The 17287-nt window shown below is 62.2% G+C and carries 14 protein-coding genes; 8 read left to right on the top strand and 6 right to left on the bottom strand.

Annotated features, from left to right (window positions below):
* Positions 1 to 3 precede the first annotated feature (3 nt).
* A complete protein-coding gene (locus RWT78_RS05600; RefSeq protein WP_058039138.1) occupies positions 4 to 2016 on the top strand; it encodes a YhgE/Pip domain-containing protein in 2013 nt (670 codons plus the stop codon).
* A gap of 1434 nt (positions 2017 to 3450) precedes the next feature.
* Here the strand turns inward: RWT78_RS05600 and RWT78_RS05595 are convergent.
* A complete protein-coding gene (locus tag RWT78_RS05595; protein WP_054781872.1) occupies positions 3451 to 3987 on the bottom strand; it encodes a hypothetical protein in 537 nt (178 codons plus the stop codon).
* Between the two features lie 876 nt (positions 3988 to 4863).
* Positions 4864 to 5442, bottom strand: a complete 579-nt coding sequence (locus RWT78_RS05590) for a nucleotidyltransferase family protein (RefSeq protein ID WP_314674524.1) — start codon at positions 5440 to 5442, stop codon at positions 4864 to 4866.
* A 65-nt stretch (positions 5443 to 5507) separates the two neighbouring features.
* Here RWT78_RS05590 and RWT78_RS05585 point away from each other — a divergent pair, with 65 nt between their 5' ends.
* The 3 genes from RWT78_RS05585 to RWT78_RS05575 all read left to right on the top strand — a co-directional run bounded on the left by RWT78_RS05585 (position 5508) and on the right by RWT78_RS05575 (position 7307).
* Positions 5508 to 5753 carry a helix-turn-helix transcriptional regulator gene (locus tag RWT78_RS05585; protein WP_007734566.1) on the top strand — a complete coding sequence of 82 codons (246 nt, stop codon included), beginning with the start codon at positions 5508 to 5510 and terminating at the stop codon, positions 5751 to 5753.
* Positions 5750 to 6238 (top strand): hypothetical protein, encoded by a 489-nt coding sequence (locus tag RWT78_RS05580; RefSeq protein WP_314674521.1) that lies wholly within the window; start codon positions 5750 to 5752, stop codon positions 6236 to 6238. Before RWT78_RS05585 ends, RWT78_RS05580 begins: the two co-directional genes overlap by 4 nt.
* Before the next feature lie 85 nt (positions 6239 to 6323).
* Complete coding sequence (locus RWT78_RS05575) at positions 6324 to 7307, top strand: LLM class F420-dependent oxidoreductase (RefSeq protein ID WP_007734562.1); 984 nt, start codon at positions 6324 to 6326, stop codon at positions 7305 to 7307.
* Positions 7308 to 7311: 4 nt separating this feature from the next.
* Here the strand turns inward: RWT78_RS05575 and RWT78_RS05570 are convergent, their stop codons facing one another.
* Positions 7312 to 9552 carry a VanW family protein gene (locus RWT78_RS05570; protein ID WP_314674516.1) on the bottom strand — a complete coding sequence of 747 codons (2241 nt, stop codon included), beginning with the start codon at positions 9550 to 9552 and terminating at the stop codon, positions 7312 to 7314.
* A 294-nt stretch (positions 9553 to 9846) separates the two neighbouring features.
* Positions 9847 to 11202: an acetyl-CoA C-acetyltransferase gene (locus RWT78_RS05565; protein WP_003945465.1), complete on the bottom strand. Its 1356-nt coding sequence runs from the start codon at positions 11200 to 11202 to the stop codon at positions 9847 to 9849.
* Positions 11203 to 11332: 130 nt separating this feature from the next.
* On the opposite strand from RWT78_RS05565, the gene RWT78_RS05560 reads away from it, so the two are divergent.
* A complete protein-coding gene (locus RWT78_RS05560) occupies positions 11333 to 12679 on the top strand; it encodes a 3-oxoacyl-ACP reductase (RefSeq protein WP_003945596.1) in 1347 nt (448 codons plus the stop codon).
* Entirely contained in the window at positions 12679 to 13542 is an 864-nt protein-coding gene (locus tag RWT78_RS05555) for a MaoC/PaaZ C-terminal domain-containing protein (protein ID WP_007734551.1), read from the top strand. The genes RWT78_RS05560 and RWT78_RS05555 overlap by 1 nt, the downstream gene beginning before the upstream one ends.
* A gap of 116 nt (positions 13543 to 13658) precedes the next feature.
* Here RWT78_RS05555 and RWT78_RS05550 read toward each other — a convergent pair whose 3' ends face one another.
* On the bottom strand, positions 13659 to 14258 hold the full coding sequence (locus RWT78_RS05550; protein ID WP_003945885.1) for a TetR/AcrR family transcriptional regulator: 600 nt from the start codon (positions 14256 to 14258) through the stop codon (positions 13659 to 13661).
* Between the two features lie 72 nt (positions 14259 to 14330).
* Positions 14331 to 15509: a glycoside hydrolase family 3 N-terminal domain-containing protein gene (locus RWT78_RS05545; RefSeq protein ID WP_314674512.1), complete on the bottom strand. Its 1179-nt coding sequence runs from the start codon at positions 15507 to 15509 to the stop codon at positions 14331 to 14333.
* Positions 15510 to 15610: 101 nt separating this feature from the next.
* Here RWT78_RS05545 and RWT78_RS05540 point away from each other — a divergent pair, with 101 nt between their 5' ends.
* Positions 15611 to 16078, top strand: coding sequence for a universal stress protein (locus tag RWT78_RS05540; RefSeq protein ID WP_003945900.1), 468 nt, complete (start codon positions 15611 to 15613; stop codon positions 16076 to 16078).
* A 45-nt stretch (positions 16079 to 16123) separates the two neighbouring features.
* Positions 16124 to 17212 (top strand): isochorismate synthase, encoded by a 1089-nt coding sequence (locus tag RWT78_RS05535; RefSeq protein WP_314674508.1) that lies wholly within the window; start codon positions 16124 to 16126, stop codon positions 17210 to 17212.
* Positions 17213 to 17287: the final 75 nt, after the last annotated feature.

Genomic DNA, 17287 nt, shown 5'->3' with positions numbered 1-17287 from the left:
GCGATGCTCGCTGGAATGTCTCTCGGAACCGAACTCAAGCGGTTCTCCCGCGGCGCGATGCCCAGGATCGCACTCGTCACCATCATCTTGATGCCACTGCTGTACGGCGCGATGTACCTGTGGGCCTTCTGGAATCCGTTCGGTGAGGTCAACAAGGTCCCCGTCGCGCTGGTCAACACAGACCGCGGTGCGATGGTGCAGGGTCAGGAACTCAACGCGGGCGACGAGGTAAGCCAAGCGCTGCTCGATTCCGGTGAGCTCGATCTCCACCTGGTCTCACAGCAGGAAGCCGCTCAGGGAGTCTCGGACGGCACGTACTACTTCTCTCTCACCTTGCCTGAGAATTTCAGCGAGGCCGTGGCCTCCCCGACGACCAAGGACCCCCACAAAGCTCAGTTGCAGTTCACCTTCAACGACGTCAACAACTACCTCGGCACCATCATCGGCCAAAACGCCGCCCAGCAGGTCCTCAGTCAAGTCAGCGACAAGATCGGCGCGCAGTCCGTCGAGACGGTCCTGGTCGGATTGACCGACGCGGGTGCAGGTTTGAAGCAGGCCGCCGACGGAGCACTCCAGCTCTCGGCCGGAGTGAACACTGCCAACGCCGGAGCCGGCGAATTGGCGTCGGGCTCGAAAACGCTGGCCGACAACATGGTTACCGCACGTGACGGCGCAGCCACTCTTGCCGGCGGTACAGCGCAACTCTCGACCGGTATCAATACCGCCACGGACGGTGTCCTCGCACTGACCGACGGTTTGGGGCAGCTCGATCTCGGGGCCGTCCAACTGGGCGACGGCGCAAGCCAACTCAGTGGTGGCGTCACCCAGGTCGTCGACCAGCTGAGCGTACTCGGGAACACACAAGCAGACGTCGCACAGCTGGTCGGTCAGGCAGTGGCCAGCCTTCGACTGAACCCGGATCCCGTCAGCCAACAGATCGCCAACGCCCTCGCGCCTGCCCAGGACATGCTGCGCACTCAGGGCTTCGGCGAAGCGACCATGGGTCAACTGGGCGAACTCAAGAGCGGCGCACAACAACTCGCTTACCAACTCGACGATCCCTCGAGCACCTTCCGCGCCGGGCTCAGCGCCGCGGCCAACGGCGGCGGTGAACTCCGCAACGGCCTGGTACAGCTGCGTGACGGCGGTCAGCAAGTCAACGACGGCGCTCAAACCCTCAGCAGTGGACTGGTTCAACTCACCGACGGCAGCGTCCAACTCTCCGACGGTGCAGCCAAACTCGCCGACGGAACCGAGCAACTCCGTGCCGGGTCTGCCGAACTCGCAACCAAACTCACCGAGGGCGCCGGCCAGGTTCCCAGTTGGACCGATCAGCAGCGAACAGCAACCGCTCAAACCCTCTCCAGTCCGGTCGAGCTGCAGGAGACCTACGAGAACCGGGCAAGCACCTTCGGTACCGGTTTTGCTCCGTTCTTCCTGCCCCTCGCACTGTTCGTGGGCGGCATCATCACCTGGATGCTGCTCAAGCCGCTCCAGAACCGGCCTATCGCAAACGGACTCGGCGCGCTGCGAGTGGTCCTCGCCTCGTACTGGCCGGCCTTGCTCATCGGCATCTGCCAGGTGATCGTGATGTACCTGGTCGTGCACTTCGCCGTTGGCCTGCACCCCACGCACGCCCTCGGCACCGTCGGATTCCTGATGCTCATCACTGCCACGTATATGGCGTTGATCCAGGCGTTCAACGCCATCTTCGGAGTCTCCGTCGGACGCGTGATCACCCTGGCGTTCCTGATGCTGCAACTGGTTTCGGCCGGCGGCATCTATCCCGTGGAAACCACCGCGAAACCGTTCCAGATCATCCACCCGTTCGACCCCATGACCTACGCGGTGAACGGGCTTCGACAACTCACCGTCGGCGGCATCGACTCGAGGCTGTGGGTCTCGATCGCCGTCCTCGGCGGCCTTCTCGTCGCCTCACTCGGGGCCAGTTCACTTGCTGCACGCCGAAATCGGCAATGGACCATGGACAGGCTGCATCCGCCGATCGAAGTCTAGGTCAGGGTCTCCGGCCAAGGCTCCACGGTCAGCGCAGGCCATTCCCTGCGCCACCGTGCTGCCTTGGCCTCGTAAACCTCTCGCGGCGCCAGCACCGGGAGGGGCGGACGATCATGTTTTGAAGCTGCCTCGCACGTGATGCAGACCCTGCCAGGAACCTTTACGACAGGGTCTGCATTCGGCTATCTCAGATATCGTCGGAGCTGCCGATCAGCTCACGTCGAATATTCTATTTCGCGCTCATCGATCGAGGCTTGCCCACCCGCCGCCTTCCATTGATGCGGTCCACAACCCGACCAACGTCAGCCCGTAAAACGCTAGCGTGTTCTTGACACTTCCGGTCCAGAAATCAGACGACATGAGTTCACCCTTCTTTACGAGAGTCCGACAAGGAATTGTTGAAGCGGAAACCTAAGGGCGTAGAACGTCATGGTTGCAAGTTCAGCCAGGTCCGTGCTCATTGCGTTGAGCGACATCTAGTTTCTCCTCAGATTGAACAGGGTCACCGGGGGTAACCGAATGACAGTTGGAGCGGGATATCCATCAGATATGTAAATAACATCGGAAGCATCTGTTCTACGGTCTGCCCCAGCGACGCGGTACCTTGCTGCACGGATCCCATCAGCCCTCTCCTCCACTCGCGGACATGTCGAGCGAGATGGCGTTCAATCCATCAAGCCCGTCGCCTAACGATGTTGCAAAGGACGGGATAAATGCCCGCAGGAGGGCCATGAACTGACCTAACATTTGTTACTCCGTTTCCAGTAGGTAATTGCTCTGACTGTGGCGCGGGGCCAGGTCGGTTTATCCGGCACAACAGTGGTTGCCAAGCGAGGTTTTGGGGAAGCCCGCAACTCCTCGTGGTGCCGACAACTGTACCCAAAATTTGCAAATTAGGAACTCGTTCTAGGAATTTTTCTTGCCATAGATGGAATTCATTTAGTTAGCACTAAAGTCCTAGTACTATAGTTCGGTTCATTAAATCTTTAGGACTAGAAATTTTGCACCGAAAGCGAGATGGAACCGCTTGCAGGATCAGAAAGCCACCCGAATCACGGATTCAGGTCGCGCAGCCAACTTCCCGATCACGGCTTCACGAACACTATTCGGTGGCACAAGAATTGATTGCGAGCCAACCTTACGGCGATTGCCCATAAGCCATGACTTCGAGACGATACCGATGCCGTCCAATCCGTGCCGGACGACCGAATTACATCGAGCAGGCTGCGAGACAAAGCCGCAGAGACAGGCCTGCATTCGTCACAGCCGAAGCAGCATTCGCCATCTCCCTGGCGACACCCGCGCCCATTGTCACAATTGCCGAAACACACACCCGAACTCGCAACACGGCGTCATACGGCGAACGGGTTGGAGCACGGAGACCCGCACTCCAACCCGTCCAGGTTCTTACGATCAACCTTGCAGCCGATCGACTTACTGGTAGTAGAAGTTCACCTTCGAGGCCCTATCCGAAAAGATGAACGCATTGCCATGGAGGAGGAACTCCCCTGCATCGATGACGGCGTCCGCCCCGCCGCCCGACCACTGCCCTGTGCGAGTTGTTGTGCCGTCCAACACGGTCGGAGTGTCGGTGGACATCCTGACCTCACCACCGCTCGTCACGGTGCTAGCCATCGCCGAGTCACCCTGCATGCACCATCCACCCGCGGCATTCGTTGTGGCGGTGAAGGTCGTGATCGGAGTCGTGCTGGAGGATGAGCTGTATAGCTTGCCAGTGACCTGGGCGCCCACTACCGCTTTGGCACCAGAAGGCACGCCCGCCACGTGGGCGTCCGGGCCGACGTAGAAATTGCCACATACCTGATACGCAGAGGATGCGGAAAGAGTTACGGCGGAGCCAGCAGCGCCGACGGTGGCAGCGGATGCAATACCGGTTCCGGCGAGCACCATCGCACCGGCTGCGGTACCGAGCAGGACACCTCTGACGGAATTCTTGGCAGTCAACTTCACGAGTTCTTCCTTCGGTTGAATTGATAGACCCCAGGCGTTCAATTCATAGGCGAGAGCGCGGAGTCCTTAACGCTCCAACCCGATCTGTTCTGACCATCTCTTATCACCAACCGACCTGCTATCTTCGGGGCTATCGCCAACTTCGCATTTATGGCCCTGCTCGCAGGGCTACAGCTTTCCCCAAAGGGAATGCCCTGGTGAGAGCTCGCATTGAACAGGACCCGAAGCTCTGGTGACGTGAGTCACTGTACTCACATTTTGTCCATCCGGGAACAGGTTCTAGAAATTTTTCTTCCAACCTCGATATTTTTCTCAATGAAATTTCGAGCATCGAATGCAAAGCGTTTAAACCGACAATCCAAATAGTCGAGAAGTTTGAAAAGCCACGACAGTCGTCGAGCAGAAAATATTCCGATATATCGCACGTTGCACGAAAAGTCACATAGACAAACCACACTTTCACCGTAGAATGTTCATTTGTTAGTGATGATTGCTATTCACATTGGAGAAACCTTATTAGCACTAAAGAATTAGACGTAAAGTATTAGAAACAATCCACCAAATATCGGAAGAGATTTTCACCATGAGGGGACCCAGACAATCATGGATGAACGTCGCAGCACACTGAAAGTTCGTGAAATTAGCGCAGACGATTCCGAAAGGCGCAAGGTCTTGCGGGGGTTCAACTACCAGAACTACAGCTGGATGCGTTGAATCCGGCCGGTTGTCTCCATGCACGGACGGACGAGACAGCAGGGTCGACACGAATCGGCCACAGTTCGTGGCCGTGGCGGACGCACTGCGACCAGGGAAGACACGCCTCTCACGCCGAAATCGGCAATGGACCATGGACAGGCTGCATCCGCCGATCGAAGTCTAGGTCAGGTTCTCCGGCCAAGGCTCCACGGTCAACGCGGGCCATTCCCTGCGCCACCGTGCTGCCTTGGCCTCGTAAACCTCTCTCGGCGCCAGCACCGGGTTGGGGCGGACGATCATGTCGAAAAGATCGTCGTATCCATGCGGGGCATACACGTCCAAGGTCCCATCCGATCCCTTGGTGATCCCGAAACAGCAAGTTGTGGAAGCGAAGTGGTCGACAGCGTCGCGGCAACTGGTGAACGGAACGCCGGGAATCCCGAAATGCTGCTCGTACCACAGGTGCACGCGGGCTTCGTTGCGTACTTCGACATCGGCATCCACATCGGCGAACAGTTCTGCCGCCGAACGAATCACACGGTCCTCCGCGTCGTAGCTCAGATCGCCGGCGTCGAAGTAGAACAGGTCGTAGTCCTTGATTCCGGCGCCGAGATCACGGCCGTCGATGTGATTCCAGACGGTTTGGAAGAGCCCACCCGCCGTCAGGTACCACTCCGGCAATCCCAGCTTCGGCGCACGATCCACGATCGTTGCGACCACCGGATTGGCCAGGGCGATCTGGAGAAATCGTTCACGCATGCTCTTCAGCCTCTCATATGACAAGCAAACTTGACATCTAGTGACAAGTATTCTTTACTTTTTGCATGACTGGAAAGGCCGGCGACAACAACGTGCGGGAGCACCGACGCCTCGCCGGCCTCACCCAGGCGCAACTGGCCACGGCAGGTCAGGTGAGCAGACAGAGCATCGTCTCCGTCGAACGCGGTGACTATGCACCGAGTGTCTACCTGGCACTTCGCCTGGCCCTGGCGCTGGGGACCACCGTCGAAGCGCTCTTCCCCTTGCCCGAATCGGAACTCACCACAGAAATTCCAGAGGAGACGGCATGAGCACCATGATGAAGGCACTGCGGTTCGTCGGAGATCTGGACGACGACTTCTACAAGGACGAGCGTCAGCGCGACGTCTGGAACGAAGCCTCGGCGGTGGGACTCCAGAGTGTCTTCTGGGCAATATTCGTCAGCTCGGCGATTCTGCCCTGGGTCACCGGCCGAACAGGTGCGTGGATCTCGCTCGCCCTGCTGATCGTTGCGTTGTTCGGCTCGTTGATCACGATCATCTATGCGAAGCGCCGCGATGTGGACGTGTACCTGCTGTCCACCTACGGCCGCCCTCGCGTGGTGATCAGCATCGCGCTCTACCTCGTGGCCGCTGTCGGAATCATGGCCCGTCTCGAATTCGATTCGTACGAAGAATCGTCAACCTGGGTCGGCGCGCTGGTAGGCGCCATCATCGGCGGTGGCATCGCAATCGCAGTCGTCAAACTTCACCAGCAGCGCGCCAAGCGACGCGACGCGGCCGAAGAACTTCTCTGAATTCCGGAAGTCTGCCCAGCACAACGGAATCCATAGAGTTGGTAAAATCGTGCCAGGTCAACCGATCGCGAGTAACGTCGAAACGGTGAGCACTCGCCTCGGATACCAGATGCCCAACTTCAGCTACGGCGGTCCGGTCAAGGACCTCTTCCCCACCGTCATAGCGCAGGCCCGCGAAGCCGAAGCCGCAGGCTTCGACACTGCATTCGTGATGGATCACTTCTACCAACTCCCCGGAATCGGAGCGCCGGACGCCCCGATGCTCGAGGCCTACTCGGCGCTCTCCGCGCTGGCGACGGCCACCGAGACCATCCAGTTGTCTGCACTGGTCACGGGAAACACCTACCGCAATCCGCCCATGCTCGCCAAGACCGTCACCACCCTCGACGTGGTGAGCGGCGGTCGGGCCATCCTGGGCATCGGCGCCGGTTGGTTCGAACTCGAACACAATTCGTTCGGATACGAGTTCGGAACGTTCACCGAGCGCTTCCAGAAACTCGACGAAGCACTGCAGATCATCGCGCCGATGCTCCGCGGTGATCGCCCCACCTTCGACGGCAAGTGGTACCACGTCAAGGACGCCATCAACGAGCCTCGCGTCCGCGACGACCTGCCGATCCTGCTCGGCGGTGGCGGTGAGAAAAAGACGTTCGGCCTCGCCGCTCGCTTCGCGGATCACCTCAACATCATCTGCGACCCGTCGGAACTGCCGCGCAAGATGGAAGCACTTGCGGCACGCTGCGACGAAGCCGGTCGCGATCCCGCAACCCTCGAGACCAGCTTCCTCACGTTCATGATGATCGACGAGGACGGCGACAAGGCTCGCGCCCATCAGCGAACGTTTCTCGCGGAGCGTGGCCTCGACATCACCACGGCGCCGGAAGACGTGGTCGCCAAGGCCACCGAACGCCATTTCGTCGGCAGCCCGGACGACGTCGCCGAGCAGGTTCAAACGCGCATCCTCGACCACGGCATCGACGGCGTCGTGATCAACCTGATCACCAACGGCGAAGAGCCAGGCATCGTCGACCTCGCGGGCCGCACCCTCGGCCCACTCGTCGGCAAGTAGTTCCCTACTCGCACTTCACGATCGGCACCGGGTCGTACTTGACGGTCCGGGTGTTCGAGGAAATCTCGGCGCCACTCGCGTGGTCGGTGATCACGCGAGTGTCGCTGACCGTGAACCCGGGCGCACCGCTCGAAGCCACACAGCCAGGCCCCTCCGGCAAGGTCACGGTGTTCGGCGACGTCGGCGACGTCCGCGGGCCGGTCGTCGACGTGACATCGACAGTTTTGGTTCCCCAGATCCGAACGGTGATGTTCGACGACGTCGCAATCGTCTCGATCATCACGCCGGTCTTCGCCGGATTACGGAACTGCAGGTCGATCGCACCATCGAAGATGGTCGCCTCACGAGCCTCGGGGTACCGCGAGATGTAGTAACTGTGCTCGGTGTGCGCGACGTCCTCCATACCTGCGAAATACGTCGCGTTGTAGAGCGTCGTCGCGAGCTGGCTGATACCGCCGCCGACAGCCTTGTCCGGGCGACCGTTGTTGATGATCCCCGACTCGATGTATCCCTGCGCCGCACCGCGCGGGCCCGTGTACTCGTTGAGCGAGAACGTGTCACCGGGCTTGATCACGGCCCCGTCGATCTCCGACGCGGCCAGGCCGATGTTCACACCAGACGCGTATTCGAAACCACCGGTAGTGAATTCGCCGATCACCTCGTTGATGCCGAGGGCCTCCGCGGCTTCGGTGGTCAACGCCGGCGGGACCGGTCCGTAAACGGCGGGCGTTGCCCGAGAAGCCGTGCTGCCCAACAGAACCGGAAGTTCCTTGACCGTGTCCGGCCAGTTGATCAGATCACCGACGACACCGGGCACAACCGACGGTTTGCCACCGGCGAAGGTGAACGACGCGTCCTTGGGTTGTACTTCCGTCGACGCCAACTGCGGAGTCAGAATCTTGATCGCAGCATCCGTGTTGTACTGCGGAGTCAGCCCACCCGAGCCGTCGGGTGTGAAGGTCAGAACCTCGCCGATCTGATCGACGCCGAGTGTCGCGACCTTGCCGTCACGGCCGTTGACCACGACGTCACCCGAGACAGCTGGAATAGCGATCTCCTGCAGCGCGCGATCGACACCGGCCTGAGTGACCGTCACCGGAACCTCGTCGACCGGAAGATCGACGACGTCACCATCGGACCATTCGGCGGCGAAGGTCGAACCCGCCTGCTGCGTTTCGAGCGCCTGACCGGCAGCGGGCGAAACACCAGTCGCCTTCCCGTTCTCGAACACGACTGCACCTTCGACGGGCGCACGATCGCTGTTCGCCGCGAGCTGCGCCATCGACGCATCCAACGCACCCTGGTCGACCGCCGACACCACGGGCACCTCGCGGGAGCCGAAGAACGACGTGATGCGGGTGATCGGGTTGATGGGCTGAGCGTTCACGCCCGACAGCGTCGCCGACCAGTCGACGTCCACACCCGCAGACGCGGGAACGATCTCGGAGTCGACGCCGCCTGCATGTACCGCTACCGGTTCGACGAGCCTCGGGCCGAGTTGGGCGCGCAGCGTGGCTTCCGCGTCGGCGGGCGTGAGATCACCGATGTCCACCCCGGCGACCTGAGTGCCGCGTGGTGTCTTCCCGGACGAGGTGAAGATGTCCACTCCGTAGGCAATCGCTGCGACGGCAAAGATGGCGCCGACTGCTATCGCCGGTTTGACCCACTTGCGGGAAGACTGCGAAGCGGGCGCCACCGGTTGTTGCGGTGCCGGGGGTGCAACTACCTCTGGTTCTCGGACAACAGGCTCGTACTGCTGCTGGATGGGTTCGAGTTGCTGGGTGTCGTACTGCTGCACAAACTCGGGACGCGGCGGCTTCGGGGGAACCACCACTGCCGGGGGCTCGAACTGCTCTGTCTGCTCGTCGATGGCTTCTGTCGCCGGAGCCGAGTCGACCACTTCCGTCGGCGGTGCGTCCTCCGCTGGGACGACAGGGATGACGGTGGTGACCTCGTTTGCCGATTCGTCGACTGTCGCTTCCGTGGAATCGCTTGCTTCTTCGTCGACAGGCCTTGGTGCTTCGGCTGGTTCAGGTTCTACTGATTCAGCCTCGACAACGGCCTCGGTGTCCTCAGGGGCCTCGGGTTCCTCGACCGACTGGGGTTCCTCGACCGACTGGGTTTCCTCGACCGACTCGGTCTCTTCGACCGCCTGAGGTTCCTCGACCGACTCGAGTTCCTGTTCCGGGAGGGACGAGTCCTCGCTGTTCGTCTTCTCGACGGACGGACCCTCTTCGTCACTCACCTGTTGGCTCCTCGCTGCATCAACCGTCGCTGCGGCGCTCACCGACAACTCACTACAGGATATCCGGACATACGAGAGCCCCGCGCTGCTGCCAGGTCGGGGGTCAGGCAGCAACACGGGGCTGTCATGAATATCGGTAGCTATTCTGCAGCGTTACACGCCTGCGCGAAAAAGTTTGCAAAGAGTTCGGGGATCCGGCCACCCCTCGTGGCCGGATCCCCGATTACGCATCCCCTCGCGACGATCACTGCAGGTGAGCGCAGTTTTCAGTCGCATGGGGAGATTGTGGAGCGGTTACCGCTCGATGATCGCCGTGACACCCTGGCCACCGGCCGCACAGATCGAGATGAGGCCGCGGCCCGAACCCTTCTCCGCGAGCATCTTTGCGAGGGAAGCCACAATACGTCCGCCGGTTGCCGCGAATGGGTGACCTGCAGCCAAGGACGATCCGTTGACATTGAGCTTGCTTCGGTCGATCGATCCCAATGCGCCGTCGAGGCCGAGGCGTTCCTTGCAGTACTCGTCCGACTCGAAGGCCTGCAGGGTTGCGAGAACCACCGAAGCGAAGGCTTCGTGGATCTCGTAGTAATCGAAGTCCTGCAAGGTCAGACCGTTGCGGGCCAGCAAACGCGGGATCGCGTACGTGGGAGCCATGAGCAACCCGTCTTTGCCGTGGACGTAATCGACGGCAGCGGTTTCGGAATCGACGAGGTGCGCCAGAACCGGAAGATTGCGCTCGGCTGCCCACTCGTCGGTGGAGAGGAGCACTGCAGAAGCGCCGTCGGTGAGCGGCGTCGAGTTGCCTGCCGTCATCGTCGCGTCGCCGAGCTTGGTACCGAAGACGGGCTTGAGCGTCGACAGCTTCTCGACGGTCGAACCGGGACGGAGGTTGTCGTCGCGGGTCAGGCCGAGGAACGGGGTGACGAGGTCGTCGAAGAAGCCGCGGTCGTAGGCAGCTGCCATGTTCTTGTGGCTGGCAGCGGCAAGTTCGTCCTGGTCCTCGCGCTTGATGCCGAATTCCTTGGCAGTGATCGCAGCGTGGTCACCCATCGACTTGCCGGTGCGAGGCTCGCCGTTGCGCGGAATCTCCAGGCCGAGCATGCCCGCACGGACGTTGCCGAGCAGCTTGATGCGGTCGCCCGTGGACTTCGCGCGATTGAGGGAGAGCAGGAACTCGCGCGCCTGATCGTTGACGCCGATCGGGGCGTCGGACGTGGTGTCCGTGCCGCCGCCGATGCCCGAATCGATGCGGCCGGCCGAAATGGCGTCGCCGACGGCGATGATCGACTGCAGTCCCGTGCCACACGCCTGCTGAAGGTCGTACGCCGACGTGTACGGGCTCAGCGCGCTGCCGAGAACGGACTCGCGAATGAGATTGAAATCACGGCTGTGCTTGAGCACCGCACCGCCGACGACCATGCCGAGCTTCTCGCCCTGCAGATTGAATCGGCTCACCAGACCGTCGAGCGTCGCAGTGAACATGTCCTGGTTGGACGCCTGTGCGTACGCCTTGTCCGAGCGTGCGAACGGAATGCGATTTCCGCCGACGATCGCAACCGGACGGCGCTGACCTGCAGAATTTGCAGCGGCTGCGGCCGGTGCAGTGCGCGGTGCGGCGGGCTTTGCATTTGAACGGGCTTTGCTTGTCACTTGCGTCTCCAAGGATGGTGCGATTACCTGTTGAAGACTATTCTTACTCAGTAGTAAGTTACTTGTCTATCGCCGCATTCTTTCGATTGCCCGGTGAGAGACAACCCGAAACACAACAGAAGGTAGGACCGTGGCAGCCAGCAAGGGAGCTCCCGACCTCTATTCACAGTTCCTCTCGTCCGCCCCCGGCGCATTCATCGCGTCGAAGGCCGGCCTGCCCAGGCCCGAGAACCTGCGTCGCTACAAAGCAGGGGAACCCGCACTCGCCGGACCTGTCCTCATCGGCGGCAAGGGTCGACTCGCAGAACCACTTCGCGTACTGCTCTCCGACTACCCGGCGGCTCAGGCACACGACAGCAGCTTCGGTGGACTCGTGTTCGACGCCACCGGAATCACTCAGGTCAGCGAGCTCGAGCAGCTGTTCGAGTTCTTCCAGCCCGTAATCCGCAACCTCGCACCGTCGGCTCGCGTCGTCGTTCTCGGCACGACGCCGGAAGAAACGTCGAGCGTCGACGAGCATGTCGCGCAGCGCGCTCTGGAAGGCTTCACCCGCAGCGTCGGCAAGGAGATCAAGCGCGGCTCCACCGCTCAGCTGGTCTACGTCTCCCCCAAGGCATCCACCGGACTCTCCGGCGTGGAATCGACTCTGCGCTTTCTCCTTTCGGCAAAGTCCGCCTTCGTCGACGGCCAGGTCATCGTCGTCGGCGCTGAAGATTCCGTCGCGCCCGCAAGCTGGGACAAGCCGCTCGAAGGCAAGGTTGCCGTCGTCACCGGCGCAGCCCGCGGTATCGGCGCCACCATCGCCGAGGTCCTGGCCCGCGACGGCGCGCACGTCGTCTGCGCTGACATCCCGGCCGCCGGCGAAGCGCTGTCCGAGACCGCGAACAAGGTCGGCGGCACGTCCCTCGCCCTCGACGTCACGGCAGCCGACGCAGCCGAGGTCCTCGCAGCTCACCTCCTCGAGCGTCACGGTGGAGCGGACATCATCGTCCACAACGCCGGCATCACCCGCGACAAGACCCTCGCCAACATGGACGAGGGCCGCTGGAACATGGTCATGAACGTCAATCTTCTTGCACCGCAGAAGATCACCGAGCACCTCGTCGAGAAGGGCGCTCTCAAGGAAGGCGGCCGCGTCGTCGACGTCTCCTCCATCGCCGGCATCGCGGGCAACCGCGGCCAGACCAACTACGGCACCTCCAAGGCCGGCGTCATCGGCCTCGTACACGCCGAAGCTCCCGTCCTGGCGAAGAAGAACATCACCATCAACGCCGTCGCACCGGGCTTCATCGAGACCGCCATGACCGCAGCCATCCCCTTCGCCACCCGCGAAGCCGGCCGCCGCATGAGCTCGCTCCTGCAGGGCGGCGAGACCGTCGACGTCGCCGAGACCGTCGCATACTTCGCCAGCCCGGCCTCCAATGCCGTTACGGGACAGGTCGTTCGCGTCTGCGGCCAGAGCCTCCTGGGCGCATGATGGCAACAAAGACCGTCGCGCTCACCGAGCAGCCGAAGACCCTCGACATCTACTCCCGCGCGGTACTGGGATTGTTGCCGTGGAACAAGTCCAACTCGCGCTCGGTGCCACAGCAGACCTTCACCCTCACCGGACTGAAGGTCGACACCGACAATCTGGCGGCGTACTGCCGCGTGACCGGACTGCGGTTCGGCGACACTCTGCCGATCACCTACCCCTTCACCTTGGCCTTCCCGACCGTGATGAAGCTGATGGTGTCGAAGGACTTCCCCTTCGCCGCCGTCGGCTCCGTTCACGCCGAGAACGTCATCGAATCACTGCGGCCCATCTCCGTCAGCGAACCGCTTGACCTCTCGGTGCATGCCGAGAACCTGCGTGAGCACCGCAAGGGCCTGCTGATCGACGTGATCACCGAAATTCGGGTGGGACGGGAACTGGTCTGGCGACAGACCTCGAGCTTCCTGAACCAGCAGAAGACCTCCCTGTCCGGCCAGCCCGGTCCGGAGCCCAAGGCCGACGAGGTCCCCCCGATGCCGATGAGCACCATCCGCGTCGACCAGACCACGATCAGCAAGTACGCCGCTGTCTCCGGCGACCGTAATCCGATTCACGTCTCGTCTCTGGGCGCGAAGGCTTTCGGTTTCCCGAAGACCATTGCTCACGGAATGTGGAGTGCCGCGGCAGTTCTGCGGACCGTCGAGGGGTCCGTCGCGGACAAGGTCACGTACAGCGTGCGTTTCGGGAAGCCGATTCTGCTACCGGCGACGCTGAATGCCTACGCTGATCGCACCGACGACGGCTGGGATCTGTCGCTGCGTCACCCGAAGAAGGGTTACCCGCACGTCACTGCGACGCTGCGCTGACCTAGGACTGAACTGGGTTGGGCTGGTGCGTTTCCGACCCCGCCCCGACAGTGTGAACGTATCGCTCCCCCTGTTCAACAAGGGGAGCGATACGTTCACGCGATGTGACTGGGTGGCTATTCGGACTTCTTCTTGCCCGACAGACCGCGCCACGCGAGGGATTCGAGTAGATCCGCTGCGGCATCCACTTCGATTTCCCCACCCGCGACTCGGTCGGCTACTGCCTCACCGGCGCCGACGAGCGCGATGGCGATGATCCCGTAATCGTGCGCGGCATCAGGATCCTTGGTGCTGGACTCGAGCAGATGCGCGGTCAACTCGATCAACCGATCGCGACTGGACTGCACGGTGCCCGCAAAAGCCTGCTGCCCGACGGCCTGACGGTAGAGCACCATCCACGACTTGCGGTTTGCGCCCACGAACCCGAGGAAGCCCTCGAGAGCGGCGCGCAATTGTTCACGCGGAGTCAGGTTCGGCGCGCCGGCCGGGGCGAGGGCCTCAAGGAAGCGGAGTCCTTCACGATGAATGCACGCCGCGAACAGCTCTTCCTTCGAGCCGTAGTACAGGTACAGCATCGGCTTCGAGATCTCGGCCTTGGCCGCGATGGTGTCCATCGAAGTTTCGTGAAATCCCCTGTCGGAGAACACGTCCACAGCCGCGTCGAGCATCTGCTGCTCACGCACTGCGCGTGGCAGTCGCTTGGTACCGCCGGCCATGCTTCCTCCAACCACAGGGTAAATGACGATCTTACTCTACGGTAAGATTGCGCGTCGAATCCTGACTTCGACTCAGCAGGTCACGGCACCTTTGGTAGCGGCAACTGTGACCACGGCCTGATCGACCCGCGTCTGCGGAAGCTCACCCGACGCGACGGCCTGCTCGAGATGGTCGAGAACCCGCGGAACGTCGTCGGTGGTCAGCCACAATGCCTGATCGACTCCAGCCACCAGCGCAGCCTGAACCGCGTCGGCAATATCGTATCGGTCGGTGATCGCCTGCATGCCGCTGAGGTCGTCGGTGAACACCGGACCAGTGAACGGCGCTGCGCCGTAACCCACTCCGTCGCGAAGCAACGCGACGGCGGCGGGGCTGATGCTGGCAGGGGTACCGGGCTCGGTCAGACCGGGAACCTCGAGGTGACCCATCATGACGCCGACTCCGGTTCCCGACAGCTCGCGGAAGGGAATCAGGTCCGACGCGATCAGATCCTGTAGCGGCGGCGTTGTCACCTCACCCCGGTGCGAGTCACCCGACGCGCTGCCATGCCCGGGAAAGTGCTTGATCACCGGGAAGATTCCGGCATCGCGCATGCCCTGCGCGTACGCACCGGCGTAGGCAACCACGGTCTGGGGGTCGTCGGAGTACGAGCGGTCCCCGATCACGGAGTCGTCGGGTTGGCTGCTGACGTCGACGTCGGGGGCGTAGTTGACGGTGATCCCGAGATCCTTCAAACCGCGTCCACGCTCGAGTGCCATCTGGTACGTCTGTTCCACTGTCATGGTCTGCGCCGTTTCCCTGGCCGACGGATCGGGCCCGAGGATGTCCGCGACGCGCGAAACCCGTCCACCTTCTTCGTCGATCGTCACCATCAACGGCAACTTCGACGCCGAAGCAACCTGCGGCACTTCGCGATTGGTGAGCATCGACTGATCGGTCCAACTTCCGACGAAGATGCCGCCGATCTCCTCGTTCTGCACTATCGACAACGCGTCGTCGGTCCCGGTGACGCCGACGTTGAGCAGCTGGGCAAGTTTCTGACGCAAGGACAGCGAGGCTAGAAGGTCACTACCGCACGACGCGGCGACGGGTGCGGAGCTGGACGCCGCAGGCGTCGACGTGATCTCGGAGGTGGTGCTGGTCGGGGCGCTCGAAACCGGATCGGCGGTCCCGTTTTCGCCCGAGCATCCCGCAACCAACCCTCCGCACAATGCAATGGTCGTCGCAGCCTTCAGAAACTTGATCCGCATACCTCGACCGTAACGGACCCGGTACCCATACACTCCCTCACGGGCACATCGGGACGGTAGCCTGGAAGAGAACCGATTCCCCCGCTGACGAGGAGGTCGTGATGCCACAAGGTCTGATGCTCATCGCGTACGACGGTTCCGACAACGCCAAGCGTGCAGTCGACTACGCGGGGCGTTTCCTCTCCGCCAATCGCGCTGTTCTCGTCACGGCCTGGGAGCCGATGGTTCGCCAGGCCGCTCGCATGTCCGGCCTGTCCGGGGTGATGCAACCGGAGTGGGTTCCCGACGACGACGTCGAGGACATCGCGTACACCGACGCCAAAGTCACCCTCGCCGAGGGTGTCGCACTGGCCGAGGCCGCGGGCCTGACCGTCGAAGGTAGAAGCGCCGAGTGCCGCTCCGCGATCTGGTCTGCAATCTGCGAAACCGCAGACGAATTGGACGTCGACATCATCGTGACCGGCACCCGAGGCACTACGGGTTTGCGGTCGCTACTGCAGAGCAGCGTCGCGGATCATGTTCTGCGTCACAGTCATCGGCCGGTGTTGATCGTCCCTCCGGGGAAGTGACCTTCGCGCATTCCTGATCCGGGGCCGACTAGTGTCGAAAGCACCATGGACGGTTTTGTTCTCTCTCGCCCCGATCACAGCGTGGTCACCCGCGGCGTACGACGCAGCTTCGGCAGCTCCGACGCGGCCACCCACGCTTTGTCGGCAGGTACGACAAAGCTGATCGTCGGAGCGCTGCCCTTCGACCCGGCTGCCGCAACGGCGTTGTACGAACCTGCCGAGGCGACGATCGCGTCGCGGCCATGGCAACCGCGCGATCCCCAGGCCCTGCCCACGACCCGGGTTGACCGGGAGATCCCGTCGTCGTCGGAGCATCTTCGCCGGGTGGAAAAGTTGATCGGACGCCTCCGCAGCGGAGAGATCGACAAGGTTGTCGCGGCTCGCACCGTGGAACTTCGGACGCAGACTCCGATCTCCCCGACCGCGCTCGCCGCTCGCATGACGGCGCTCAATCCCGTCGCCAACACCTTTGCCGTCGACCTATCTGCTGCGGGAGCCGAATTCGAGGGCCACAGCCTGGTCGGCGCAACGCCCGAGGTATTGGTCAGTCGACGCGGGCGCGTCGTGACGTGTCGCCCGTTGGCCGGGACCACAAAGCGATCCGCCGACTCCGAACAAGACCGCGAGGCCGGCGAGAGCCTTCTGCGTTCGACGAAGAATCTGGCCGAGCACGCCTTCGTGACGGCGTGGATCCGCGAGGTCCTGCAACCGATGTGCAGTGATCTGTCGGTACCGGCAACTCCCGAACTGACCAACACTCACGAGGTCTGGCACTTGGCCAGCCCGATCCGCGGCACCCTGCGAAACGACACCACTGCGCTCGACCTCGCCATCGCTCTGCATCCGACGCCCGCGCTGTGCGGAACACCCACCGACGTGGCACTGAAGGTGATCCGCGAGACCGAGGAACCGCGGCGTTTCTACGGCGGCGCCGTGGGATGGTGCGACGAGGCCGGCGACGGTGATTGGGTGGTTGCCATCCGCTGCGCCGAGATCAGTGCAGACGGCCTCAGTGCCTGGGCCAGCGCGGGTGGCGGAATTGTCGCCGAATCGGATCCGCAGGACGAACTCGACGAGACGTCCACGAAACTGCGCACCCTGTTGACCGCGCTCGGTGCCGAAACCCTCGACTGACCAGCACGTCACGAGGGTAATCGTCCGGATTCTCGAGTGCGGGTGATACCTTGACCCGAGCAGTTCGTACGGGCC

The sequence above is a fragment of the uncultured Rhodococcus sp. genome, from assembly GCF_963525155.1.
In the GTDB taxonomy this organism is placed as follows: Bacteria; Actinomycetota; Actinomycetes; order Mycobacteriales; family Mycobacteriaceae; genus Rhodococcus_F; species Rhodococcus_F qingshengii.
Note: the sequence above shows the minus strand (reverse complement) of the source record. Positions and strands in the feature narration are given on the sequence as shown.